Annotated in this window: 21 protein-coding genes and 1 tRNA gene; 10 read left to right on the forward strand and 12 right to left on the reverse strand. The window is 63.8% G+C overall.

The window, feature by feature from the left end; all coding sequences use genetic code 11:
* Positions 1–206: 206 nt before the first annotated feature.
* From RHM57_RS19115 to RHM57_RS19135, 5 genes are all read left to right on the forward strand, one after another.
* Positions 207–2,732 carry an ATP-dependent Clp protease ATP-binding subunit gene (locus RHM57_RS19115; protein WP_134446303.1) on the forward strand — a complete coding sequence of 842 codons (2,526 nt, stop codon included), beginning with the start codon at positions 207–209 and terminating at the stop codon, positions 2,730–2,732.
* A 117-nt stretch (positions 2,733–2,849) separates the two neighbouring features.
* Positions 2,850–3,362 carry an amino-acid N-acetyltransferase gene (locus RHM57_RS19120; RefSeq protein WP_134446389.1) on the forward strand — a complete coding sequence of 171 codons (513 nt, stop codon included), beginning with the start codon at positions 2,850–2,852 and terminating at the stop codon, positions 3,360–3,362.
* 69 nt (positions 3,363–3,431) lie between these two features.
* Positions 3,432–4,061 (forward strand): hypothetical protein, encoded by a 630-nt coding sequence (locus RHM57_RS19125; protein ID WP_134446304.1) that lies wholly within the window; start codon positions 3,432–3,434, stop codon positions 4,059–4,061.
* A gap of 87 nt (positions 4,062–4,148) precedes the next feature.
* Positions 4,149–4,580 carry a dehydrogenase gene (locus RHM57_RS19130; RefSeq protein WP_322136741.1) on the forward strand — a complete coding sequence of 144 codons (432 nt, stop codon included), beginning with the start codon at positions 4,149–4,151 and terminating at the stop codon, positions 4,578–4,580.
* Between the two features lie 159 nt (positions 4,581–4,739).
* Complete coding sequence (locus RHM57_RS19135; RefSeq protein WP_134561764.1) at positions 4,740–6,371, forward strand: sensor domain-containing diguanylate cyclase; 1,632 nt, start codon at positions 4,740–4,742, stop codon at positions 6,369–6,371.
* A gap of 18 nt (positions 6,372–6,389) precedes the next feature.
* Here the strand turns inward: RHM57_RS19135 and radA are convergent, their stop codons facing one another.
* Positions 6,390–7,757, reverse strand: a complete 1,368-nt coding sequence (gene radA / locus RHM57_RS19140; protein ID WP_134446306.1) for a DNA repair protein RadA — start codon at positions 7,755–7,757, stop codon at positions 6,390–6,392.
* A gap of 120 nt (positions 7,758–7,877) precedes the next feature.
* Positions 7,878–8,678, reverse strand: coding sequence for an SGNH/GDSL hydrolase family protein (locus tag RHM57_RS19145; protein WP_241984969.1), 801 nt, complete (start codon positions 8,676–8,678; stop codon positions 7,878–7,880).
* Between the two features lie 148 nt (positions 8,679–8,826).
* Here RHM57_RS19145 and RHM57_RS19150 point away from each other — a divergent pair.
* Positions 8,827–8,916, forward strand: a tRNA-Ser gene (locus RHM57_RS19150).
* A gap of 52 nt (positions 8,917–8,968) precedes the next feature.
* On the opposite strand, the gene RHM57_RS19155 is transcribed toward RHM57_RS19150, so the two are convergent.
* Together RHM57_RS19155 and RHM57_RS19160 are read right to left on the reverse strand one after the other, a co-directional pair.
* Positions 8,969–10,087, reverse strand: a complete 1,119-nt coding sequence (locus RHM57_RS19155) for a tyrosine-type recombinase/integrase (RefSeq protein WP_134559193.1) — start codon at positions 10,085–10,087, stop codon at positions 8,969–8,971.
* A 2-nt stretch (positions 10,088–10,089) separates the two neighbouring features.
* Positions 10,090–10,725 carry a helix-turn-helix domain-containing protein gene (locus RHM57_RS19160; RefSeq protein ID WP_134559191.1) on the reverse strand — a complete coding sequence of 212 codons (636 nt, stop codon included), beginning with the start codon at positions 10,723–10,725 and terminating at the stop codon, positions 10,090–10,092.
* A gap of 131 nt (positions 10,726–10,856) precedes the next feature.
* Here RHM57_RS19160 and RHM57_RS19165 point away from each other — a divergent pair, with 131 nt between their 5' ends.
* The 3 genes from RHM57_RS19165 (at position 10,857) to RHM57_RS19175 (ending at position 14,424) form a co-directional block, all read left to right on the forward strand.
* Positions 10,857–11,009, forward strand: coding sequence for a hypothetical protein (locus RHM57_RS19165; protein WP_241975362.1), 153 nt, complete (start codon positions 10,857–10,859; stop codon positions 11,007–11,009).
* A 1,911-nt stretch (positions 11,010–12,920) separates the two neighbouring features.
* Positions 12,921–13,193, forward strand: a complete 273-nt coding sequence (locus RHM57_RS19170) for a helix-turn-helix domain-containing protein (protein WP_134558626.1) — start codon at positions 12,921–12,923, stop codon at positions 13,191–13,193.
* A complete protein-coding gene (locus RHM57_RS19175) occupies positions 13,150–14,424 on the forward strand; it encodes a type II toxin-antitoxin system HipA family toxin (RefSeq protein WP_322136737.1) in 1,275 nt (424 codons plus the stop codon). The genes RHM57_RS19170 and RHM57_RS19175 overlap by 44 nt, the downstream gene beginning before the upstream one ends.
* Positions 14,425–14,595: 171 nt before the next feature.
* Here the strand turns inward: RHM57_RS19175 and RHM57_RS19180 are convergent, their stop codons facing one another.
* From RHM57_RS19180 to RHM57_RS19195, 4 genes are all read right to left on the reverse strand, one after another.
* On the reverse strand, positions 14,596–14,919 hold the full coding sequence (locus RHM57_RS19180; protein WP_166790624.1) for a helix-turn-helix domain-containing protein: 324 nt from the start codon (positions 14,917–14,919) through the stop codon (positions 14,596–14,598).
* A gap of 255 nt (positions 14,920–15,174) precedes the next feature.
* Positions 15,175–16,416, reverse strand: a complete 1,242-nt coding sequence (locus tag RHM57_RS19185; protein WP_322136736.1) for an IS256 family transposase — start codon at positions 16,414–16,416, stop codon at positions 15,175–15,177.
* 587 nt (positions 16,417–17,003) lie between these two features.
* Positions 17,004–17,384, reverse strand: coding sequence for a hypothetical protein (locus tag RHM57_RS19190; RefSeq protein ID WP_322136735.1), 381 nt, complete (start codon positions 17,382–17,384; stop codon positions 17,004–17,006).
* Positions 17,385–17,398: 14 nt separating this feature from the next.
* Positions 17,399–17,989: an HAD domain-containing protein gene (locus RHM57_RS19195; protein WP_322141104.1), complete on the reverse strand. Its 591-nt coding sequence runs from the start codon at positions 17,987–17,989 to the stop codon at positions 17,399–17,401.
* Between the two features lie 80 nt (positions 17,990–18,069).
* Between RHM57_RS19195 and RHM57_RS19200 the strand changes: the two genes are divergently transcribed.
* A complete protein-coding gene (locus tag RHM57_RS19200) occupies positions 18,070–18,738 on the forward strand; it encodes a hypothetical protein (RefSeq protein ID WP_134558631.1) in 669 nt (222 codons plus the stop codon).
* Between the two features lie 519 nt (positions 18,739–19,257).
* Here the strand turns inward: RHM57_RS19200 and RHM57_RS19205 are convergent.
* From RHM57_RS19205 to RHM57_RS19220, 4 genes are all read right to left on the reverse strand, one after another.
* Positions 19,258–19,587: a hypothetical protein gene (locus RHM57_RS19205; protein WP_322136733.1), complete on the reverse strand. Its 330-nt coding sequence runs from the start codon at positions 19,585–19,587 to the stop codon at positions 19,258–19,260.
* Between the two features lie 56 nt (positions 19,588–19,643).
* The gene (locus RHM57_RS19210) at positions 19,644–20,576 is read right to left on the reverse strand and encodes a hypothetical protein (RefSeq protein WP_322136732.1); all 933 of its coding nucleotides are present in this window, start codon (positions 20,574–20,576) and stop codon (positions 19,644–19,646) included.
* A 1,959-nt stretch (positions 20,577–22,535) separates the two neighbouring features.
* Positions 22,536–22,973: a hypothetical protein gene (locus RHM57_RS19215; protein WP_322189218.1), complete on the reverse strand. Its 438-nt coding sequence runs from the start codon at positions 22,971–22,973 to the stop codon at positions 22,536–22,538.
* A 224-nt stretch (positions 22,974–23,197) separates the two neighbouring features.
* On the reverse strand, positions 23,198–23,593 hold the full coding sequence (locus tag RHM57_RS19220) for a hypothetical protein (protein WP_322136729.1): 396 nt from the start codon (positions 23,591–23,593) through the stop codon (positions 23,198–23,200).
* Between the last annotated feature and the right edge of the window lie 1,547 nt (positions 23,594–25,140).

The following is a 25,140-nucleotide window of genomic DNA, read 5'->3' on the forward strand; positions in this document are numbered from 1 at the left end:
ATGCTGCCTCTCGCCGCCGTCGACCCGGTGCGGCTGCCGCACGGACCCGATGATGAGGGTATTACCCACTCAAGCGACGCCGCAAGGATTGCCGGACGCAGACATCCGTCACGCCTGCGGCGAACAGAGGCGCGCTTTGGTTGCTTCCCTCGTTACTCTCGATGTATCGGCGCCACACCTGCCCCTGGTGCCAAGGGAGTGATCACATGTTTGAGAGATTTACCGACCGAGCTCGTCGTGTCGTCGTTTTGGCCCAGGAAGAGGCCAAGATGCTCAACCACAACTACATCGGCACCGAGCACATCCTGCTCGGGCTGATCCACGAGGGTGAAGGCGTCGCCGCCAAGGCCCTCGAGAGCCTGGGCATTTCGCTCGACGCCGTGCGCGAGCAGGTCCAGGACATCATCGGCCAGGGCCAGCAGCAGCCGACCGGGCACATCCCGTTCACGCCGCGCGCCAAGAAGGTGCTCGAGCTGAGCCTCCGTGAGGCCCTGCAGCTCGGCCACAACTACATCGGCACCGAGCACATCCTGCTCGGCCTCATCCGCGAGGGTGAAGGCGTCGCCGCCCAGGTGCTCGTCAAGCTCGGCGCTGACCTCAACCGGGTGCGCCAGCAGGTCATCCAGCTCCTGTCCGGCTACCAGGGCAAGGAGCAGGTCCAGGTCGGTGCCAACGAGACGGCGAGCGGACCGGCGGGCAGCCAGATTCTCGACCAGTTCGGCCGTAACCTCACCCAGGCCGCGCGCGAGAACAAGCTCGACCCCGTGATCGGTCGTGAGAAAGAGATCGAACGGGTCATGCAGATCCTGTCCCGGCGATCGAAGAACAACCCGGTCCTGATCGGGGAGCCCGGCGTCGGCAAGACCGCTGTCGTCGAGGGCCTCGCCCAGGCCATCGTCAAGGGTGATGTGCCCGAGACGCTCAAGGACAAGCAGCTCTACTCGCTCGACCTCGGCTCGCTCATCGCCGGAAGCCGCTACCGCGGTGACTTCGAGGAGCGCCTGAAGAAGGTCACCAAGGAGATCCGCACCCGCGGCGACATCATCATCTTCATCGACGAGATCCACACCCTCGTCGGTGCCGGTGCCGCTGAGGGCGCCATCGACGCGGCGTCGATCCTCAAGCCGCTCCTCGCCCGCGGTGAGCTGCAGACGATCGGTGCGACGACGATCGACGAGTACCGCAAGCACTTCGAGAAGGATGCCGCGCTCGAGCGCCGCTTCCAGCCGATCCAGGTCGCGGAGCCGTCCCTTCCTCACACCATCAACATCCTCAAGGGACTGCGCGACCGGTACGAGGCGCACCACAAGGTGTCCATCACCGACGGCGCCCTCGTGGCCGCGGCGAACCTCGCCGACCGCTACGTGTCCGACCGGTTCCTCCCGGACAAGGCCATCGACCTGATCGACGAGGCCGGCGCGCGCCTCCGCCTCTCGATCCTGTCGAGCCCGCCCGAGCTGCGCGAATTCGACGAGAAGATCGCCGTCGTCCGCGCCGCGAAGGAGACCGCGATCGAGGACCAGGACTTCGAGAAGGCCGCCGGCCTGCGCGACGAGGAGAAGAACCTCCTCGGCGAGCGACTGCGCCTCGAGAAGAAGTGGAAGTCCGGCGACGTCAAGACGACCGCCGTCGTCGACGAGGGCCTGATCGCCGAGGTGCTCGCCCAGGCGACCGGCATCCCGGTGTTCAAGCTCACCGAGGAGGAGTCGTCGCGGCTCGTCTTCATGGAGAAGGCCCTGCACCAGCGTGTCATCGGCCAGGAAGAGGCCATCTCGGCGCTCGCCAAGACCATTCGACGCACCCGTGCCGGACTCAAGGACCCGAAGCGCCCGAGCGGTTCGTTCATCTTCGCCGGCCCCACCGGCGTCGGCAAGACCGAGCTCGCCAAGGCGCTCGCCGAGTTCCTCTTCGATGACGAGGCCGCCATGATCTCGCTCGACATGAGCGAGTACGGCGAGAAGCACACCGTGTCGCGCCTGTTCGGTGCGCCTCCCGGGTTCGTCGGCTTCGAAGAGGGCGGCCAGCTCACCGAGAAGGTGCGTCGCAAGCCGTTCTCCGTTGTGCTGTTCGACGAGATCGAGAAGGCCCACCCGGACATCTTCAACTCCCTCCTCCAGATCCTGGAAGAGGGCCGGTTGACGGATGGCCAGGGTCGCGTGATCGACTTCAAGAACACCGTGATCATCATGACCACGAACCTCGGCACCAAGGACATCAGCAGCTCGCCCGTCGGCTTCCAGCTCTCGGGCGACACGACGACCGGCTACGAGCGGATGAGCGGCAAGGTGAAGGAGGAGCTCAAGAAGCACTTCAAGCCCGAGTTCCTCAACCGCGTCGACGAGGTCATCGTCTTCCCGCAGCTGACCAAGCCGGAACTGCTCCAGATCGTGGACCTGTTCATCAAGCGCCTCAGCGACCGCCTGCTCGACCGCGACATGACCGTCGAACTGACGATCCCCGCGAAGGAGCACCTGATCGAGGTCGGCTTCGACCCCGCTCTCGGCGCCCGGCCGCTGCGCCGTGCGATCCAGCGCGAGGTGGAGGACCGTCTCTCCGAGAAGATCCTGCAGGGCGAGCTCAACGCGGGTGACCACGTGCACGTCGACTTCCTCGCCGGCGAGTACGTGTTCACCACGACGGCGCGTGCCACGCCCGTGTCCATCGGCGTGAACGCCTCGGCCGCGCTCGGCACCGGGTCGGGCACGCCCGACCTCGCGGTCGCAACGGACTAAGCACCCGACGCACGACAACCTGGAGGGGCCAGGCGGAGACATCCGCCTGGCCCCTTCCGCGTGCCCGTGCTCAATAGACTGGGTGTGACGCACACGAGCACGGGCGAGAGGGCTGGCATGCAGGAGCAGGAGTATTCGGTACGCCGGGCGCGCACGAGCGACGTCCCGCGCATCCAGACCCTGGTGGCGCCGCTCGTCCAGGAGCGCATCCTGCTCGGCAAGGAAAGCGTCGTCTTCTACGAGGCCGTCCAGGAGTTCCGCGTGGTCGAAGACACCGCAGGCGAACTCATCGGCGTCGGTGCCCTGCATGTGATGTGGGAGGACCTCGGCGAGGTGCGCACCCTCGCTGTTACTGCCGACTGGCTCGGCCGCGGTGTCGGCCACGCTCTGCTCGCCCGCCTCGAAGCGGATGCCCGCGAGCTCGGCCTCTCCCGACTGTTCTGCCTCACGTTCGAGGTGCCCTTCTTCACCCGGCACGGATTCACCGACATGGGCTCGGAGACCGTCGACCCGCTCGTCTACGCCGAACTCGTCCGCTCCCACGATGAGGGCGTCGCCGAATTCCTCGACCTGGCCAGGGTGAAGCCCAACACGCTCGGCAACACCAGAATGGTGAAGCGGCTCGGCTGAGGCCGGGAATCCGCGCCGACACGCAGCGCCTTCCCGCGGCTGCCGGGCAAAGCTCGTTAGCCTTGGGGCATGTCGACGATCAAACATCCGGTCGGCCCCCAGTCAAGCAAGGTCTACTGGCGCCGCCGCCTCATCGTGGGTCTTGGCCTGCTCTTCGTGATAGTCATCATCGTGCTGATCGTGGTGCGCCCGGGATCCGGCGGTGGCCAGCCGGCCCCGACCCCCACGCCGACCACGACCGCCGGCGCTGACGCCCCCGCTCCCGCCGCCGCTGCTGCGGACGCCGCCCCCGCCGCCTGCGACCCGGCCGCCGTCACCGTCGAAGCGCTGACCGACGCCGTCACGTACCAGCCCGGCCAGAAGCCCGAACTCTCCCTCAGCATCACGAACACGGGCACCGTCCCCTGCGTGATCAACGCCGGCACCTCGAAACAGGTCTTCACGATCTCGAGCGGCCAGGACATCTACTGGACCTCGACGGACTGCCAGAGTGCGGCCGCCGACGCCGACGTCACCCTGCAACCGGGCGTTCCGGTGAGCTCGACAACACCGATCGCCTGGGACCGGGTCCGCTCCAACGCCGCCACCTGCGACGAGTCCACCCGCACCGCCGCGCCGGCCGGGGGAGCCTCCTATCATCTCGCCGTCTCCGTCGACGGCATCGCATCGGCGACACCCAAGCAGTTCATCCTCGACTGAACGATTGCCCGTACCGCACGTCAGCCCAGAGCGGAATAGTCCGCTCCGGTGCCCAGCCGGTGCGGACGGAATGATTGAATGGGTGGCGTGACTGACCCGACTGACATGACGCCGCCGACCCCACCGACCCGCTCCGTGGCCCTTGCTACCGCCCTCGCCGCCCAGGACGTAGCAGCCGTCGCATACGCCCTCCGCAACGACGTCGTGATCGTGCCGCAGCTCGTCGTCAACGGGCAGGGCGAGCAGGTTCGCGTCTTCGGCCGCGAAGGCACCGACAAGCGGATGCTGCTGCTCTTCTCCTCCGCCGAGAATTACGTCCGCATGGTGCCCGATGAAGTGGACCCCCAGGTCATGGTCGGCGACGCCCAGTGGCTGCGCGACTTCCTCACCGTGCATCGGAACGTGCTTGAGATGGTCTTCTTCGACATCGCCGGCCCGCACGTGATGCAGGCGGCCCCTGACGACCTGATGGCGGCGCTCGGCACCCTCCCGGAAACCGATTCCAGCGACGACGCCTGAGTCGGCACCCCCCATCGGCGGCATCCTGCGGCGTCCATTCGCCGGTGTCCGGGCTGGGCGCTAGGCTGAGCCTCGACAGTGTTCCTCCCTCTCTCGGAGAGGGTTCCCGGTGGGGAGATTGAAGGCCGGGAACACACGCCTGTCGGGGAGCAGGCCACGATGAACGCACCGCCGAATGAATCGATCGAGGCGAGACTCGCGCGCGTCGAGCGCCTCTTCTGGATCGACCGCGACGAGGCCAACCAGGCCGCCAGGGACTGGCTGATCGAGCTGCGCGTCGTCGACATCGATGGCGCGAACGGTGAGTTCGTCGACTACAGCAGCGTCGAGACCGGCCTCGGCAGGGGAGCCGTCGCGCGGCGCCTCCGCGTGCTCCTGGCCAACATCAGCCGCACCCGCGGAGATCCGAGCCGCAGCGCGGCCGAGGTGCAACAGATCCTTGCCTGGGCCGAGCGGCACGGCGAAGTCGCCCTGCAGTCCCGCTGTCACGACGTGCTCGGCTCGGTGTTCGAGATGGTCGGTGACCCCGCCCTCGCCCTCGAGCACGCCGTTCTCGTCAACGATCTGATCGACGAGAGCGAGGTGCCGCTGATGCGGGCCGCAGCCCGACTCTGCCTGGCCGACGCCCTTGGATCGGCCGGATCCTTCGACGAGTCGCGGCGCCGCTACAACGAGGCCCTGCGGCTCGTCATCGACGACACCGACACCAACATCCGCTACATGATCCTGAACAACCTCGCGTACACCGAGTATCTCGCCCACAACCACGTGGCCGCGCTCGAGACCGTCGAGCAGCTGCTCGCACTGTCCACGGCGAACTCCCGCCCGATCGGCATGTACGCGCGCGACACGATCGCCAGGGTCTACCTGACCGCGGGGCGGCTCGACGAAGCCGAGCGGATGCTGCTTCCGGCCATCGAAACCGCGAACGACGACCCCAACCCCGATGCGGTCTCGGCAGCACTGGTCACCCTCGCCGAGGTTTACCGGATCCAGGGACGGCTCGACGCGGCGCAGCGGGTGATCGACCAGTGCGCCACCCTCGCCGCCGGTCACGGCCTCGTCCGCTGGCTCACCGAAGTCGCCCGCGAACAGGCCGAGGCCTACGCCGCGAACCTCGACTACCGCCGGGCCTTCGAGGCCTACCGGAGCTATCACGCCCAGTCGGTCGCGCTCGGCGCGAGCGAGAACGAATCCCGCGGGCGGATCCTCGAGGCCATGTTCCAGACCGCGGAATCGCGGCGCGAGAGCGAACGCTACCGGGAACTCGCCGAGCGCGACCCGCTCACGAGCCTGCACAATCGCCGCTTCGTGGACGAACACCTGAGCGTCGCGGCGATCCGGTCCGGCGAGGGCGGGCCGTGCTTCGCCATCGCGATGATCGACATCGACCACTTCAAGCGCATCAACGACGCCCTGTCCCACGCGGTCGGCGACGAGGTGTTGCGCATGCTCGGCGAGATCCTGAAGCGCGCAGCCAACCGGGTCGCCGGCGGGATCGCCGCCCGCCTCGGCGGAGAGGAATTCCTGCTGATCCTGCCCGGCGCTGACGCGGCAGAGGCCCGGGAACGCTTCGAGGAGGCCCGCAGCGACATCTCCGACTACGACTGGACCCCGATCACCGCCGGGCTGCCCGTCACCGCGAGCATCGGGGTTGCTCTCGCCCCCGAGGACGGCGTCCAGGCTTCCGACCTCCTCCGAGCCGCGGACGTGCGGCTGTACGTCGCCAAACGCGACGGCCGCAACCGGGTCGTGCACACCGCAACCGTTCAGGCCTCGGTGTCGCGCTAGCCCGCCCGGCGCCCGTGCCTACCGGAACGCCGCGTCGAGCTCCGCGTCCCGTGCCGAGACAGGCTCCCGCAGCGCGAGGATGATCGCAGAGTCGAGCCGCCCGGCACCGGAGTCGATCCGGGTCACGAACCCGAGCCGAGCCGCCTCACTCGCACGCTGTTTGGCCGACGACACCGGCCGCACCTCGCCGGCGAGGCTGATCTCGCCGAACGCCACGACGTCATGCCCGATCGGCTTGTTCCGCGACGCGGAGGCGATCGCGAGCGCGATGGCGAGATCGGCGCCGGGTTCGGTCAGACGGATGCCGCCTACGGTCGACACGTAGACATCCGACGCCCCGAGGCCCTTCACCTCAGCCCTCTGCTCGAGCACGGCGATGATCATGGCGACACGCGATGAGTCCACGCCGTTGGTCACCCGGCGCGGGTTAGGGGCCGAGCTCGGCATGACGAGTGCCTGCACCTCGACCGGCATCGCCCTCCGTCCCTCGAGGGCGACCGTGACGCAGGTGCCGGGCACCAGGACGCCGCCGCGGGTGAGGAACAGGCCGCTCGGATCGGGGACCTCGGAGATGCCCTCGCCGGTCATCTCGAAGCAGCCGACCTCGTCGGTCGGCCCGAAACGGTTCTTGAGCGCTCGCACGAAGCGCAACGCGGTCTGCCGATCGCCCTCGAACTGGCAGACGACGTCCACGAGGTGCTCGAGCAGGCGGGGGCCGGCGATCGACCCGTCCTTGGTGACGTGCCCGACCAGGAGGATCGGCAGGTTGCGGTCCTTGGCGACCCGGATGAGAGTGGATGCGACCTCGCGCACCTGGCTCGGCTGGCCGGGAAGCCCGTCGGAGAGACCGCTCGCGACGGTCTGCACGGAGTCGATGATGACGAGGCTCGGCTGCACCGCGTCGATCTGGCCGAGGATGGTCGCGAGGTCGGTTTCGGCGGCGATGAACAGCTCGCGCTGCAAGGCCCCGGTGCGCTCGGCGCGCAGGCGCACCTGGCTCACCGATTCCTCGGCGCTCACGTAGAGCACCCGGGACTTGGCTGCCGCTGCCTTCGAGGCGACCTCGAGCAGCAGCGTTGACTTACCCACGCCGGGCTCGCCGCTCAGCAGGATGACCGAACCGGGAACGATGCCGCCGCCGAGCACCCGGTCGAACTCGCCGATGCCGGTCGGCCAGTGCGAGACCGCGGTGGTGTCCACGTGTGTGATCGGACGCGCAATGCCGGACCCGATCACGGCGACAGGCTTGACGGCGCGGGTGAGGCTCGCCTTCTCCGTCATGTCGACCACGGTGCCCCACTGCTGGCACTCGCCGCAGCGCCCGGCCCACTTCAGGGTGGTCCAGCCACACTCGGTGCAGCGGAAGGAGGAAACGGGTCTGGCCATGCTTGCGAGCCTAGCTTCGGCCACCGACACCCGGGCAATCGGCCGCGTGCCCACGCCGGTTGAAGCTCGAGCGCACGCCCTGGCCGAAGTCCGCGCGCCCACCCGGCCGGTCGGGCGCGCCTACCCCTCGCGCAGGTCGGCGAACTCCTCGGCGTCCTCGGGAACGAGCAGAGCGATGTCCTCGCTCAACGCCGGGAGGAATGCTTCGGCCCAGACCCGGTAGCCGCGGTCGTTCGGGTGGAACAGGTCGTTGGCCACGTGGGTGGCGACGCTGCGCAGCCCCGGCCGCTTCGTCGTCGCGTGCAGGGGCACAACGGTGAGCCCGTACTCGGTGGCGACCGTCCGCAGTATCCGGTTCCCGACGGCCACGATCCGTTCGTTGTGCGGCAGGTGGAAGCACGGCAGGTCGGCCACGAGGGCGTGTGGTGGTAACGCAGCGAAGATCGCGCGGATCCCTGATTCGAACACCGCAGCATCCCACACCGCCACGTTGTTCGCACCGATCGCGACCGTGACGATGTCGGGGGAGAGTTCCGAGAGGAGCGGCAGCTGGTCGCGAACGGCAAGCTCGACGGTCGCTCCCGAGACGCTCAGGTTGGCGACGCGCACCGTGCGACCGGTGGCCAGGCGGATGTGATCGGCGAGCAACCCGACGTAGCTGCGCCGCGGTTCGCTTGCCCCGATCCCCTGCGCGGCGCTGTCGCCGATGGCCACGTAGAGCAGCTCGCCCGGCTCCCGGCCATGCTCCCGCCACCACTGGGCGTGCGCGGGGAGGGTCTCGTTGAGTACCCGGGCGTTGCCTTGGCGCCATTCCCGGAATCCGCGCGCCCGAACGACGGCGGCAGCGGTCATTCCGGTAGCTGTGGTGACGGCGCCGAGGGCGACCAGGAGCGCGCGAAGGTTCGGTTTGACGTTAGACACGGGGGGAGCGTACCGCCGGTTTCTGGGTGCCGGCTTTCTGCTTCCTGTGTTCGCGTGTCGCGGTTTCCAGTGAAGCGGATGCCGCCCGCGAGCCCCGAATATCGGCTTGATTCGCGCAGACCCCTGTTTCTCACGTACAATCTCCCTCGGTACCGTGTCCGAGCGGCCGAAGGTGCAACTCTCGAAAAGTTGTGTGGGGGAGACTCCACCGTGGGTTCAAATCCCACCGGTACCGCCACAGTCAAACCCCCTGAATCCCTTGTAAACACTGGGAAGCAGGGGGTTTTTCATTACAGAGATTCGGGGTTTGCCCACGGTTTGCCCACATCTGAAACCTTCTTTGCCTGATTGAGCGCGATTCCGACAGCGTCAAGATCGTCGTCGAATAGATCCGCGTATGTGTCCAGCGTCATGGCGGCTGAAGCGTGTCCAAGCATCTTCTGGACGGCTTTCACGTTTGCGCCGGCGGAGATCGCCAGGCTGGCGGCTGTATGGCGCAAATCATGGACGGTGACTCGCTGAAGTGTCGCGTCAATGGCTTGGGCCTTTCTTACTGCCGAAACTCGCCAACCTCTTCTTGAGTCGGGAAGCGGCACATGGACGAGTCCGGCACCGAAGACAAGCTCATCTTGATCCTTTCCCGCGCATGCTTTGGCCAGCAGATCGGTTAGAAACTCAGGGTACGGAACGCTGCGGAATTCGTGCGACTTCGGCGTGCCAACGATGATCGGTCCGCCAACGCTCACGGCGTTTTCAGTGACGTTCGCACGGCGCCTCGTGGTGTCTAGACTTCTAACTCTTAGGGCTGTTGCTTCGCCCCACCGGAGACCCGTGTATGACAGGAATAGGAGCAGAGTCGAATGCCGACCAGCGTTGTCGGCGAGGAGTTGAACCTGCTGGTGGGAAAGATAGACATGCTTGTTGTGAGGTTTTCTCGGAAGATTCACCCCGCGTGCGGCATTCGAACTAATGCGGCGATCCTTCACAGCGACATCCAAGATCGACGCGAGAATCCCGAATGCTCGAATCACCAACGTTGCACCCTTGCGTTTGGATAGTTCGGTGACCCAACCTTGAACCTCGCTGTGACGGATGGAGCCAACCGAGCGCTTTCCCCAGAATGGCTGGACGTGCAGTCTCCAAGCGGACTCGATTGGGCGCAAGCTTGAGGGTTTTAGGTGTGATTGATTGTTCAACCACTCGTCTCCGAGGATATCGATGACTGACCTAGATGCGGTTGCATCCACAAACTCGCCTCTGGCCTTGGATACTTCGATTGAAGCCAAGAAGAGCTCGGCAGCTTTCTTCGTTGAGAAGCCGCGCCGCTCAGTGGAGGAGTGGTCGGGTTTGCGGTAGCGAGCCCGATAGCGCTTGCCGGCTACGGTCTCGTAAGGAGTGATGCTACCCATGTCTAGAAGGGGGTCTCGGGAGACGGGCCGATCGGATTTTCCAGGTTCACGCCCGCGGCGCGCAGCCGATTCTCGACCCGATAGAGGTTAGCGTGGTTGGATTCCTGATCACGCTGATACAAGAATTTCGCTGTCTGGTTGACTGTGAAACCCTTCCGCTGGGGCGCGAAGCGGTAACCGCTCTCTGGTCGGTCGAGTTGTTCAAGTAGTTCGCTTCGTTTGCGGAGGTCGATCAATATGATCTCGTTCTCTGAATAACCGAATCCCGGCGGGTTCAGCATGGGTTCACCGTTCAATAGAGAACTGGTCGTCTTTCTGCTGCCTGTTCCGGTGAACCAATCGCGAGCGAGCCACATTGGCGTGAGCACGACATTGTTCTCTCCGTTCGCGATTTCTATCCGCTTATACGGTTGCTTCAAGGGGAAGATCAAGTCAGCTGGCTGTACTTCCAGCACGAATGCCATCGCAAGGAGTTGCCTCACGGTCACATCCTCTTTTCGACCATTCTCTAGATTGGCGACTATCGATCTAGTCAGTCCGAATCCAGCCTTTTCGGCAAGTTCATCGGCGCTCATCTTGAGTAGTTTTCGGAAGTGGGCGATTTGCTTCCCAAGCTCATATTCAACCGTTTCAAACATGTAGACACAATATCGTGGATTATGTGTAGTGTATAGCCCGTACACAGAACGCTTCGGTTTTGTGTATGCGAGATGGAGCTGAATTGACTAGGTATCTCTCACCGCAGCAAGTCTGCGAGATTATCCCCGGCATGACGAAGGGATCCCTTGCCCAGTTGCGTTTCACCGGGAAGGGCCCTCGGTACCGCAAGCCAACTCCCAAGACGGTCATCTACGTCGAGTCGGAGGTCATCGACTGGATTGAAGTCAGCGCGCGGAGAGGCACAGCTCTGGAGGACGCGTGAAAAGGGCAACGAGGGTGCCGTCACCGACCTGTAACTCGGTGACGGCTTCGACAAATCACCACCGCTAGGAGAATGGTTCATGAACAATACCAAGAAATCCGCGAAGGCCCTTTTGCCGCGGAACTCGACTGCAGGGCGCACTAAGGACACGATCTTCGACATGTGCAATGCAGATAATCCGGGGCGTGAACAGCTCCGATCTCGTTGCCACCTCGAGGAGGCTTCCAAGTTCTTCGTCTCCTTTTCAGCACTAGAGTGCGGCGCCGATAGTCCTTTCACAGCTCGTCGAGTCGTTCGGCCCAGGTCGGATGCCGCGACACCAACCGGCCACTTCCGGTCCCGATTCGGAAGGGTTGAGTCCTAGTGGCCCGCATTCGAACCATTAAGCCGGCCTTTTTCCAGAGCGATGATGTGGTCGCTCTGAGCTTGCGAGCGCGTCTCACGTGGATTGGACTGTGGCTATTTGCTGATGACAATGGACGCAATATCTTCGACGCGCGAGTTGTGAAGGGCGACCTCTGGCGTTTTGAGGACAACGTGACGCGCAAAATGATCGAGGAGGACCTCGACGAACTTGTGGACGCCGGTCGTATTCGCACCTACGACTCCGGAAGAAAGACGTACTTCGAGGTCGTGAACTGGCTTGTTCACCAGAAGATCGATCGTCCTTCGAAGGTGGCACATCCGATCCCACCCTGGGGTCCAAACGCCGCAGAAAGTGCGGCATCAGCGAAGAGTGGGACGCGGGAGAGCCTCAACCGAGCTATGGGCCCAGTGAGTCATACGGGGCGAGTTCGCCCACCATTCTGCAGCCGCCATCCCAATGGAACAGACCTTCCGTGCAAGGATTGCGGAAATCTCAGGTTGGCGCTCATGGCTACCGCCTCGCAAGTCGCCCCGGTAGCAACACTGCCACTGCCGCCGCGGGCCGGCGACCGGTCCGGCTTCTGTGCATTGCACAACGAGTATCCGACTCCGTGCGACCAATGCATGAGGATCGGAGCCGAAGCGGCAGCTGCTGCCTAGCGCACGCACAGGTCCGCTCGGGTGAGTTGTCCGGTTGCCAGAGGTGCGTTGCTCATCAGTCTCCCCTTGTGCCCCTTCCTTGCGCGTGAAGCCTGCCCACAAGCGCAGACCTCGCGGGTCTGTCGTTCGCATTCGACGAGGACTCGGTGAGGGTCCACTGAGGGCTCGCGGATGTCCACACGAGCCCTCGATGCGAGAAGGAGAAGGACCAGTGGAAGGGGAAAATGGAAGGGGAGGGCGCACCCCTGGTCTTCGAGAGATCCGCTCCTGGGTCTGCGAATAGCTTGCCGGCCGTTCTGGTTGTTGGTCTTTGCTCTTCCTCGCCCCAAGGTCGAGACAGTGCGTGTGGATGCTTTGGATTCCGTGGAACAGCGTTCGACGAGAACTCGACGAGGCGTACACGAGCCCTCGATGCTGGAAGGGGAAATGGAAATGGAAATGGAAAAGGATGGGGAGGGGCGGGCGAGTGTCTGGCTCTCGGGAGTCACGCCTGTCGACCCATGGCAACTTCGCCGGCCGCTTGGTCGTTGGGCGCTACTCGATGCGGGACGCGTGACGTGGGCTTTGGGGATACCGAGGGACAGCATGTCGACGACGGCTTGACGAGCGCCGCGCGGAGTCCCTTCGGTGCGCTCTGCCCCGTGTTGAGAGATCACGTTGCTACGCGTTAGCGGGACATTCCTGGCTGTAGTCCGATGGTTGACTCATCGGCCTGCGTGATGCTTGCGCTCTAGTACGCCGACAGCGCGAGAGGGCGGCGCGGTCTAGGCGCCTTCGTTAGTCTTCACGCAGTTGCGTTTGACTACGATAAAGCCGTCGTGCCGATTGACGGTGATAAGACCGTCAAGTAATATGAAGGTGATATGACCGTCAAGAGGGGCACCTATGGCATCACGCGGTGAAGTGAGAAGCATTGAGGCGCTCGGCCGGATGCTGCAGCAAGGCCGCCTGGTCAGCGGGCTGACGCAGCGTGATCTTGCCGAAAGGCTCCAGACCGATCAGAAATACATCTGGGCTTTGGAATCTGGTAAGAGCACGATCGTTTTGGAGCGTATCTTCGCGGCAATGCGGGAGACCGGGGTCCGAATGTATATGGAGATCGACGACTCGCCAGATGCGCCACTTGGCAACGACATTGCGCGCGACTCTGATGGCTGACTTGCGGGTGGAAATATATGGCGAGCTAGTCGGTTGTCTAGTCGGCGCCGATCGTCGTGCCTTCGATTTCAACGCGGACAAGAACGCCATCGATGTCTTTGGGCTTGGTAGCACGATCCTCTCCGAGTCTGTTCCTTTCGACCTCGTTGTCAACCGCAGCAGAGCCGCACGCCGCCGCAACTTTTTCGCAGAGCTACTTCCCGAGGGAACTGCGCTGGATAATCTCGCCGCCGAGATCAGGGCCTCTACCGACGACATCATCTCGCTATTGGCTCAATTTGGCCGAGATGTCGCCGGGGCTGTTCAGATTTACGACCCTGAGGCGGCGGGCGAGCCTCGTACGCCAGATGTGGCCTTGGTCGACGGGGTCGAAGTCGGAAAGATGCTCACCAACGCGCAGGCTGCCCCGCTGGGAAACCGACCGAAGTCCGGTCGGACGTCGCTGGCCGGTGTGCAGGACAAGATCGTTCTGGCGCTCAAAGGTGATCAGTGGTTCCAAGTGCTTGAGGGCTACCCGTCCACCCACATCGTCAAGCCGCCGTCCGCTCGTTACCCGAGCATCACGTTTGATGAGGAATACGGCTTCCGCGCGGCCAAAGCTGCTGGCCTGACCACATTCGACGCATGGATAGAAGATTTCGGTGGGGTTCTCGGCCTCGTTATCGAACGCTACGACAGGTCACCGGATGCACCACAGGGACGAATACATCAGGAAGACATGAACCAGGCCCTGGGGGCATCGAAGAATGAGAAGTACCAGGAGTTCGGCGGGAAAGTGACGCTCAAGCGAGTGGCGCACGTCCTTGGGCGCAATGGTGACCGGCGCTCCGTAGACCAGCTCCTCGGGTTGCTGACCGTCTCGCAGGCCCTGGGAAACCTTGACATGCACGGCAAGAACATCAGCATGCTCCACATGCGGGACGGCAGCACGGAAATTACACCGGCCTACGATGTCGTGCCCCAAACTCACCTCGATAGCGACGGCAAGATGGCGTTGGCCGTCAACCGGAAGTACTTGCACGCGGCGATCACCATTGACGACCTCATCGCGGAGGGTCTCTCGTGGAACATTCGTTCACCGCGCGCGGTCATCATCTCAGCGCTTGAAGCCGTGGAGAGTTTCGCCCATTCGGAGAGTCCGGTCGACAACGCCTATGTCGGGCTGCAGGATGATGTCCGCAGGTTCACCCGAAACCTGCTCGAGGGACGCCCGACCGGGGAGACTCGGTAGATCGTCCTGTTCGCAGCCAAGCGACGATCGTCCGAGAAGAGTCACCGTTCACGGCGGGCAGAGGGGACTCTGTCGACGATGGCGGAGTAGTCGTTCCGGAGGATTGAGGCGTACATCGGCATTGTGACTCTATCCACTGATGGCGGGCGCCGGGCGCACTCGAAGTCGGTGTCAGAAATCATCGTCGTATTCCGTGGGCAGTCTCATTCTCGTGGGGAGCAGGGCCAGGCGAGTGTTGATTAGCTCTCGTGGGCCCTCCTCGGTGGCGCCAACAAGGGGGATGCCGAGCAGGGCCGCAACCTCGAATACCGTGCCGATCGATGTGGCGGTGGAACCTTTCTCAATGGCGATAAGAGTCCCCGCGGAGATGCCTGCACGCTCCGCTATGTCGCGTTGCCGCCAGTGAATTAGTCGGCGCTCGGCGGTGATTTGCTGCCCAAGGATCGTGATGGCTTCAACGGTCCAGGGTGAGTAAGTGCGGGCTTTTCTTGCCATGGCCATCTCCATAAAGTGCAATGTATTGGTGCTAAGAGTACTTTGGCAGCAATACATTGTGGTTTGAGGCTGAGTTCGCTGCAAGCCGGGTCTCAGCGAACCGAATGGATGTGCGCCTGGTGGGCATGAAGAATATGCGGAGCTGCAGGGTTCGGGCGGGAGTTAAGCGTCAAGGTTGATTTCTCTCTCCTGACGCCGATGACGGTCAAGTCCAAATGTGTGGTGTAACGGGTTTTCCGCGTGATTCTTGGATTTCTAGGCGCTGAGGGCGCCGAGTTCGGTTGTGGGTTCCTCCTTGTCGGTCGGGATGAGGGTGAGGCGTGAGCGGCTGAGGACGTCGAGGCCGAGGTAGCGGCGGCCTTCGATCCATTCGTCGTGTTGTTCGGCCAGGACCGCGCCGACGAGTCGGATCAGGGAGCCGCGATCGGGGAAGATACCCACGACGTCGGTGCGGCGGCGGATCTCGCGGTTGAGGCGTTCCTGTGGGTTGTTGGACCAGAGCTGACGCCAGATTTCCTTCGGGAAACCGGTGAAAGCGAGCACGTCCGCCCGGGCTCCCTCAAGGTGGGTGGCGACCGCGGGGAGCTTCTCCTCGAGGGCGTTCAGGACTCGGTCGAACTGGGCGTGGACGGCGTCCGCGTCGGGCTGGTCGTAGACGGAGTGGAGCAGGGTCTTCACCCACGGCCAGCTGGACTTCGGGGTCGCGGACATGAGATTCGCGGCGTAGTGGGTGCGACAGCGCTGCCAGGTCGCACCGGGCAAGGTGGCCCCGATGGCGGCCACGAGGCCGGCATGCGCGTCGCTGGTGACGAGTTTCACACCGGTGAGGCCGCGGGCGGTCAGGTCGCGGAAGAAGCCGAGCCAGCCGGCGCCGTCTTCGGCGCTGGTGACCTGCAAGCCCAGGATCTCGCGGTGCCCGTCCTTGTTCACGCCCGTCGCGAGGAGCGCGTGGACGTTGGCGACACGGCCGCCCTCGCGGACCTTCAGCACCAGGGCATCGGCGGCGACGAACGTGTAGGGGCCGGCGTCGAGGGGGCGGGTGCGGAACTGCTCGACCTGCTCGTCGAGGTCGTTGGCCATGATCGACACCTGCGACTTGGAGAGGCGGGTGATGCCGAGGGACTCGACGAGTTTCTCCATCCGTCTGGTCGACACCCCGAGGAGGTAGCAGGTCGCCACGACGCTGGTCAGGGCGGCTTCGGCCCGGCGGCGGCGCTCGAGGAGCCAGTCCGGGAAGTAGGTGCCGGTGCGCAGCTTCGGGATCGCGACGTCGAGGGTGCCGGTGCGGGTATCGAAGTCCCGGTGCCGGTAGCCGTTGCGGGAGTTGGTCCGGTCGGCGGAGATCTGGCCGTATTCGGCGCCGCAGACGGCTTCGGCCTCGGCGCTCATCAGCGCGTTGATGAAGGTGGTCAGCATCTGCCGCATCAGGTCCGGCGAGGCTTGCTCGAGTTGTTCGGACAGGAAACGGGCAGGGTCAATAAAATGGGGTGCGGTCATCGCGTGTACTCCTTCGGAAAAGACTTGATCGGTCTTTCCAAGAATCACGCGGTGGCCGCCTCACGTCGGTGCAACACGCCCATCAGGGCCGGGGTTACACCACGCTATTGGACGCAACCCCGATGACGTGGAGCCCGGCTATTTAGGATGGCGCCGCTCTGATGGCCTTTCTTCATAGTCCGACAAGTCACGCATCGAGAGCTGGGCAAATGCATACTCCGGACCCTGCGTGAGATCGGAAAGGGCTGACTGACGTCGACTCCGACCGACACTTCGACCTTGGGTTTGCCGACTGCACGCTAGGCACCGAGAACGGGAGAGGACTTGTCATATCGTCGCAGGAGGCACGGGACAATGATTCCGCGGTGCGTAGCGTCACCGAGGCCCTCGGGCGGGCCGGATTTCCGGTCATCGACGTAACGAGAGACGAACCCGAAACAACCACGTAGTTTCCGCGGCATCGAGGAAGACGGGTAGCAAGGCCGCAGCGCGAGCGAGCACCGGCGGCTATGGTCCAGTTGTTGCGCCGGCTAGTCCTGCCGAGAGATGGCCGAACGTCTGTCTGTATCCCTGCGGCTCTGTGTTTTTCAGTGACGCAAGATTTCTGCTCGGCGTGTGGCGCGTTGGACTACAGTCTCGGCGTCGCCCGACCGCAACCTTTCAAAATTGCTAATGCCGTCTTGGGGGTCTCTGTAGACGATCCAAAGGGCGATGCTCCAATCGTCAAGGGTGTCGCCCAGGGCTTTCAGTACTCTGTCCAAGCTGGGGAGGAATTCGCCATCCGGGCCGAATTGAAAGCTTGGGAAGAGCAAGTCACCCTCGAGGGTCCTGACTGTTAGGAGTTTCCCGTCTCGGGCCAAGCCAAGGACGGAGTCTTCCGTGAGGTCGAGCCATTCCTGCAGCCCTGCACGGTCGTAGAGCGGCCCGACTGCGTCAACGAGGAGCCGCGTCGCTTCTTCTCCGTCCATGGTCGGAACTCTACTCAGCGGTCATGTTGGAAGCCACTGATCGTTGACGCTTCTGGTCCCGATTTCAGCGCGTTTAGCCAGGCTCGCATCGCGTGGATGTCATCCGGGCGGAGGCCGACCATGGGGTGCGGGGGAATCATCAGGCTGGGTGTGCCGGCCGTGGCACCGAGCACTTTCCAGCCGTGCAGTTCAACCTCGCTGTCGTCCGTCCAGATGAACGGCCCCGCCTTGGCGGCTTGATCTTCGAGGAGACGTTGAGCCTTCCACCAGCCCCGGGCTTCGCCTGAACTGCGAGGCCCCGGAGGCAGAGGCAGGATCCGACCATTCGCCAGACCGCCCAGTTTGGGGACCAGCAGTCGCCTGACGGCATCGACTTCCACCCAAGTGGTCAGCCAGACCAGTTCCAGAGCGAACTCGGCCCGCAGCCCGTCGAGGGCCTCGATCAGAGCAGGTGCCCAGACCACCTCATAAGTCGCGGCCCTGTCGTCGTAGTCGACGAAGACTGAAGCAGTCGTGGCCGGACCCCAAGCTGCGTCTGGGCGCCCGAATGGGCAGACACACCCGTCCACATCCAGGTACAGTCGCGGCGCAATCGGTTCAGGCATCTCGGGGTCCTCTCTTGCGGGTTCTTCGACGCTACATCGCAACCTTGCCTCAGCTCACACGTGATGGAAGCATACGAACCATGACTGACAATCACGTACCCGACGATGCCGCTGACGGACCCGTCTCAGAGGCTGAGGCGCTTCGGGTCTCCGGCGATACTGTCAGGCGTCTAGCGGAAGCCGTGGCTCGATTGGCGGTCGATCCCGACTACTTCTTGCAGGCCCTCACGGACATGCTCCTGGCGATGGAGCCAATATCACGGGAGGAGCCGACTGAGAACGAAGTGCGTTTTCTGATCGAATCGGGCGCATTCACCGCTGAGGCGTGGGCCGCACCGTCGGCATCCGTGGACAGAGGAGATTGGCAACTCCGCAGAACTGAGGGATGGCTGCTGGACCTTTTCTCAACCATGTCGCTGGAGAGCGTGACAGGATTTCTGGGATGGGATGAGGGAAGAGTCCGGGCGGCCGTTATAGACGGGCACCTGTATGCGTTCGAGATATCCGGTCGGCTCCGCTTTCCCACCTGGCAATTTAACGTCGGATCCCCCGTGAAGCTTCTTCCGGGGCTCACCGAAATCATCGAAGTCATTGCCCCGCGATGGAGCTGGCAGAGCGCCGCGGGATTTATGGCCACGCCGCAATCAGAACTCGTCGCCGAGGGACGTCAAACCCCGGTTGAATGGCTCCGTGACGGAGGCAGCGTCAACGACGTGAGAGACATCGTCGAAGCTTCCGAATGGTTGTGAGAAGGTTGCGTCCTAGCTGAAGCGAAGATGTCGAGTAGTCGTCTTTGCGGGTTTGGAGGGTGGGGGATTTTACTGGCGCCACTGATCGAGCGTGGGCGGAAAGTGGGGTGTTTTGGTGGCGCCTGGGCGGTGTTTTGGCAGTGCCGAGCCGGCGAAGGTCTCAGGTGAGGCTTTTAAGTGTCACTAGATACCCACGGTGCGTCACCGATTACCCACGGTCGAGTAGTCGTCTTTGCGGGGTTGGAGGGTGGGGGATTTCGCTGGCGCCACTGATCGAGCGTGGGCGGAAAGTGGGGTGTTTTGGTGGCGCCGGGCGGCGTTTTGGCAGTGTCGAGCTGGCGAAGGTCTTAGGTGAGGCTTTTAAGTGTCACTAGATACCCACGGTGCGTCACCGATTACCCGCGGTGCGTCACCGATTACCCACGGTGCGTCACCGATTACCCACGGTCGACTGGTCGTCTTTGCGGGGCTGGAGGGGTGGGGTATTTCATTGGCGCCTGGGCGACGCTGCTCCGGGGGTCAGCGTTCTTCGGGTTGTGTAGCGCGGCATTCAATGGTTTCTTCGGCAGAGAGTCGCTCCGTTGAGTGAGCCCAGGCGAGTCCGTTGTTGAAAGGGTTTTCCTTCTCGAAGAACTGGAATCGTGACACGGCTCCCGAGCCGAAGAAGGCTTGCCACTCTCCATCAAAGGGCCACAGGGTCGGTCCCGTCTGTTGATTGCGGAAGAGGCGTCGGTCAAAGTCGACGTCGACGATTTTGCTCCGGCCAAAGCCAAGACGAACGATCCCTTTCAAGTCAATGTCTGCCAGCAAGATGTCGTCCGTGAAGGGAGGAAGGTCCTCAAAGAACATGCTGCGAGCTTCAGCAAGCTGGGCGTTTTGCCACAGGAACTCGGGCGTGCTGCTCGTTAGATCGCTTTCTGAACGTCGGTGCGGAGGAGTGCGGTTTTGGCTTTGGCAAGGTCGCGGTCGGTTTCGTTGAGGTAGCGCATGTCCGCTTCGCGGAGCCCGAGGTCGAGGTCGCGTACCCCCATCACGCGGACGTTGGATCCGGGGTAGTCAGCTGCGGCGGTGAGGACTCGGTTCGCGGTACGTGGTTTCTCGCAGACGTACCAGACGGCGGAGACCTTCTCGTCGCGTCCGTAGGCTTCGAGCTTGGAGCGGTAGGTGCCGAGGGCCCGGTTCAGGTCGCACTCGATCTCGATTGCGATGTAGCTGCGGCCGTCTTTGGCGAGGATGGCGAGGTCTGGCACCTTGGAGACCTGACCTTCTTTCCCGTCGTACTTGGAGTTGAAGTAGAGGGGTAGGTCGTCACCGTTTGCGAAGTGCCCGGTGGTCAGTTCTCGCTGGGAGAGGAGCGGGAGTGGGACGATGCCGGAGAACTGGATGGCTATGTCGGCGGCCAGGAGTGCATGGTGGGCGTTGAACCAGGAGACCGGTCCGATGGAACGCCACGGGGTGTCCGCGATGCGCGCACCGAACGCGGTGGCTGACCAAACCCTCTGACGGTACTCAATGGGCGTCTGGACGACCAAAGGTCCATCGCTGACGCCGTTCTTGATCGCTGCAACTTTGAGAAGGCGTCGGTAGACTCTACCAGCCTTCGCCTCGAGAAACGCCTGCAAGCCGGCTGCCGTATCCTCATTGCCGCGAGCCACGTCCGGATGCCAGGAGCGCACGGGGTTCTCCATCGCCGCGATCTGGACGCTCGTCATGCAGTACCAGCGGGCGAGCATCCGGACGCGGTCGAGGTCGCCGTCGGTGATGTCGATGCCAGCCTCGCGTCGTTCGCCGGTTCGGGTGGGGCGGCTCATGCGGGTCGGTGCGGGTGATCTACCCATTCTCTTTTGCTCCTTCGGTTCTACTTCACGCTAGGGCGGAAGAGGTGAGCACAGGTGGACCAATGCGAGGCGATATCAGCGCTTTTTGAAACGTAGGCCAGTTACGCCAACGACCTACTATTCAACGAGCGTCGACAGCCGGTAGTGCGTTCATTCACTTGTCCGATAGGCGGTCGGGTTTCGTTAGGGCAAATTCAGGGCAGAGCCTGCAATGGTGCGTCGTAGAGCGGGAAGACTACGTAGCCTTCGTGGCCAGAGTGATGGCTGGGAGGGCTCCATCACTCATTCATTTGAAGCGAATCCGCTCGGCTCGTCTCGTGAGCGTCGCGCAGGTTGGCTGAGGCCTGCTCTGGGAGCGCCCATGCGCTCTGGCCTGTCGGCCAGTACCAGCCTGGCCTTGCGTCGAGGATTGACTCGGTCCTCTCGTTTTCGGCGTGAGCTTCGCTCGGCCGGTTGCTCGACCGGTTGCTCGGTAGGTCGCGCTGATGAGGCAGCATCCGGTTTCCGGGCGGGGTACCTGAAGGCTTAGAAGGTGACGGTTCATTCGCTGGCTCGAGCTTTGTAGCGAGCTACTTCGTAGAGCAGCGGGAGGGTGGTGCGCAGGAGAGGTCGGGGCGCGTTCTCGAGATGGCTGGGGGGTCTAGAAGGTAGGTGTCCTTTTCGAGGAGGGCATGGGTACAACGCTGTCGTAGTTCGTCTCCGAAGTCTTCTTCAGCTGGTGCAGCGCTGCGGGCATCTGCTCGAGGCTGAAGGACAGGGTGGTCACCTTCTTGGGTTCAAGACTGACCCTGGCGGTGTCGACGTCGTGGGTTTCGTGGGAGCCAGATATGTGTCTTCGGTTGCGGTGGTCAAGCTGATCTGGCAGGTGCCGGTGTGTAGAACGTGGCAGCTTCTCGCCCTGATGGGGTGGCTGGCTCGTGGGCGTCGTGGTGTGGGGCGTGAGGGTCCTCCCGGGCTCAGGCCGGTTTTCGGGTCTGCCGGATTTGCGGACTTTGGCGGGGTTGTGGAGGCGGTCACCTGGTTGGGTGCGTCGCGGAGCGCGCATGGTCGTCCGGGGGCGCCTGGTTCTCCGTGCTGGACTGTGGCCTGGTCGGTGAACGTGGCTGCGGGTGCGGCGGGACGCGTGGTGGGAGCGCGGAGCGCGGGGGTCGCGGAGCGGCCCGGAGATGGGAACGTGAGTGCGCGGGCCCGGAGGGTCTGGGATGGGAGACGTGCTCGCTACAGTTCGGGAGGCCCCATCCAAGTCGGAAAGGTCGCGAAGCGAACACGTCGTCAAAAAGCCAGACGTGCATGGCCAAGCGAGGGCAAACGCACAGTCAGAAGACCAGGAACACCAGAGCAGAGAAGCGCACGCGAGTGCCCTCCCGTCAAGACGCAAGACAACGAGTGAACGCTGGGCAAGCAGCGGGAACCCCAAGCGGCGACACACGAGAACGAGTTCGGGAGGCGCCATTCCAGGAAGGTGACCACCGTTGAATGGTCCCGCCAATGGTGAGCCGGCAGAACAGAGTAGGAGTCCTGGGATTATCCGGCGGCGGCCGTGTGGTGGACGGCAGGCGTGAGCAACGTGAGGTGGGATCTCGGGTGCGGCGAGCAATGAGCATGGCTCCGACCGGGACACCAGGGGCCCCCGGCGATCTGGCGAGTTGCTCGGTGCCGGCGGCGGAAGGGACAAGGCCAGCCACCGGACACCTGATGGGCGCAGGATCAGCACGGCAGCAGGATGAGGGCGGGAGGGGCCACTCTCAGGTGGGCGCTCGCGCCGTCACCCGTGCACCGGAATGGTGGAGCCTGAGCGGATGAGCGCTGGAGCTGACACCTTCCCACGGTGGGTGGCAGGGCTCCACGCCCTGAGGTGGCAGGGGGCTGATCGCCCCCTGCACTCTGATTCACCTTCTCCCTGTCCCGTCGCTCAACTTTTCCCCTCGTCCTCCCATCCCTGACTCTCCGGCTTTCCTTCTACGGCCGGTCGACGCGAACTGAAACTGCGGGCAGCTCGATGGGCTCAACGGGGCGCATGCCCATCGCATACGCGGTGGCTGTCTCCTGCCACTCCCGCTGTGCTCGCAGCAACCGCTCGAACGCGCCCAGCTCGCTCGCGGCGTACACCAGGTGCTCGATCTCGGTTGCGTATGTGGCCAGCTCGGCGGGGGTGAAGTCTGCCGTCCAGGCGAACAGGTCCGAGAGGGCTGCCTGCACGTCGCCGCGGTTCCTGCCGATCGCGCGGATCAGTCGGCTGGACAGCGCGACGCCGTTCTCCAGGGCGTCGAGGTCGCGGCCGCGCAGGATCACGAGGTCGTCACCGTCCCGGCGGGTGATGCGCACCTGACCCTCGTCAATGCGGGACAGGACTTCCTTGGGCTTACGGAGCAGGTCGGTGAATGTGGCGGTAATCATGCTGGTCAGCTATATCAGATAAACATCAGATATCGGGTTCTCGCTACTCGTGTAGCACCAGCCCGGCGGCGGGTTGCTCGCGGGAGAGGCCGGCGCGAGCGCCGTGCGTAGGGTCAGTGGCCGCGCTTCACTCCCCGGTGGGGCCGACTCGTGTTCGCCGGGGGGACCTGCGCGGAGGCGTTGCACGCGGTCGCTAGAGTGACCCCGTGCCCACCGAGCCCCTCTCAGAACTTTCCCGCCTTGGCGTCTCCAACTCGCTCCTCGGCCTCTGTCGCGGCGCGTACCTCGTGACCCACCGTCTGAACCAGCATCCGCCCATGGACGACAGTCCGGTCCGCCAGTACGACCTGACTCCCGAGCTTGCGGAGCAGGCACGGGCGACGCGGGCCACGATCACGCTCGCGATCGGCACCGGCGTGCAGCAGGCGGAAGGGCGCGATTCTCCTCCGCAACGAGGAGGCGGTCGCCGCGCCACTGGCGAGCACCGCGCGGAGCTCCATCGAAGCGTGGGGACGGGCCTGGTACCTCATGGGCGTGGCTACTGCGGGGGAGTTCGCCCGGCGCCGGATGTCGTTGCGCTTTTCGGGGATCGCGTGGGCCCGAAGGAGTCGGTTCCACATTCGTTCACGTCAACGTGGACGGCAGTCGCCAATCCGTCCCAGCGCAGGAGACACACGCCAGTGAGATAACGAAGCTCGTTGGACCTCAAGGAGATCCCGCAGGCCCCTCGGTATACCGGGCTCGCCGTCGACCTGATGACGGCCGCTCGCTTGGAGAGTCCGCGCGAGCTGAACTCGGCACTGTCGGCCGTGGCGCACGGCGAAGGCTCCTCGCTCGGAGGGATGAGCATCCAGACGCGTGCCCCACAGGGGACACGGAAACTCACGGTCACGCATTGCGAATGTCCTCAGCGAACGTGCTCCAATACGTCTTCGGGGTGACCGAGTGCCGGCACGCCGTCATTTGGCGGTATCTCTCACTGTTGGGAAATCCGTTTGAGACTTCACAGAGGTGGGTCGAGGTTTTCACCCAGGCGAGCGCGAACCTTCAGCGGATCGACAACGCGATCGTGAGCCCGGGCGGCGGCACAAGGTGGGGATCGACGGTGTCCGCGCTCTTTGATAGGTGGACAGGTAACGCCAACGGCCTAGTTCTCAGCCGTCGTTGAAACAGGCGGGGGTTTGGGGGCTGGGTGTGCGGCGGTCAGGCTCGGGGGTGTGGCTGGTCGCGTGTTGATGGGGTATGAGGGGGACCGGCACATTAGAACCCGGCGATGTCCGCGTGGGTTCGCCGGGGGCTTCATGGAGCGGCCGCGAGGTGAGCTGCGGATCGGTGAGGGGCTTAGCGCCGAGCCGGAGTGCGAAGCGCTGACACAGGCCGTTGGTAGCTATCTCGGCCTTACGATTCCAGTGAGATAGGAATCGTTCGATCATGGCCGAACAGCTTGGGTTCAGGGGCAATTCAGATTTGGTCATCTCACTGAAATCGTAAGGCCGAGCTATCTCCGTAGGTTCGGGTTGCGCGGGCGGGTAGCGACCTCTGTGTGAATGCGAAAGTTCATATTGGTAGTTTCTAACGGGGCACGAGGCCAAGATCGATGCTAGCTAGCTAGCTAGCTAGCTAGCTAGCTAGCTACCTGCCTGCCTGCGTATCTACCTTTTTCGGGAGAGGAGCGGTGTTGCCGAAGATACTCGGCAAGTTCGGTTGGAAGTGGGAGGTGGGAGGACAGGCATTCGCCCGCTACCCTGCTATTGGTGACGACACGAGCGGTGGGCATCTCCGGTTGCAGGGCACCTGAGATCGACTTGATCCATCCCGCAGGAAGGTCGAGCCGTGCGAAGCCTGACTCGACCCTTGCGGTGTAGCCACTTAGAGGGAAGATTCTCCTCGCAAGGAATGTGCGTCCCCCTGGGCTCTGAGGGACACGGTAACCCCACGATCACTCCGTGAGGCTCTTCCGCCGAATGGCGATTCGGCGCGTCTCCGAGGCGACGCTCTGCCTGGGCGGCGGGGTGGGGCAACTGGTCGAGCCGGGCGGGATGAGATCACCGTTCACGAGGGATTCGACGATTCGGTCGCCAAATGCGACCTTCGGCAAGCTGGGCCGTGCCCACTTTTTGCCCACAGTTGTCGGAAATCGGCCTGATTCTGCTGGTGCCGGAGTGAT

Origin of the sequence: Cryobacterium sp. 10S3, assembly GCF_034344045.1 — a bacterium.
GTDB lineage: Bacteria > Actinomycetota > Actinomycetes > Actinomycetales > Microbacteriaceae > Cryobacterium > Cryobacterium glucosi.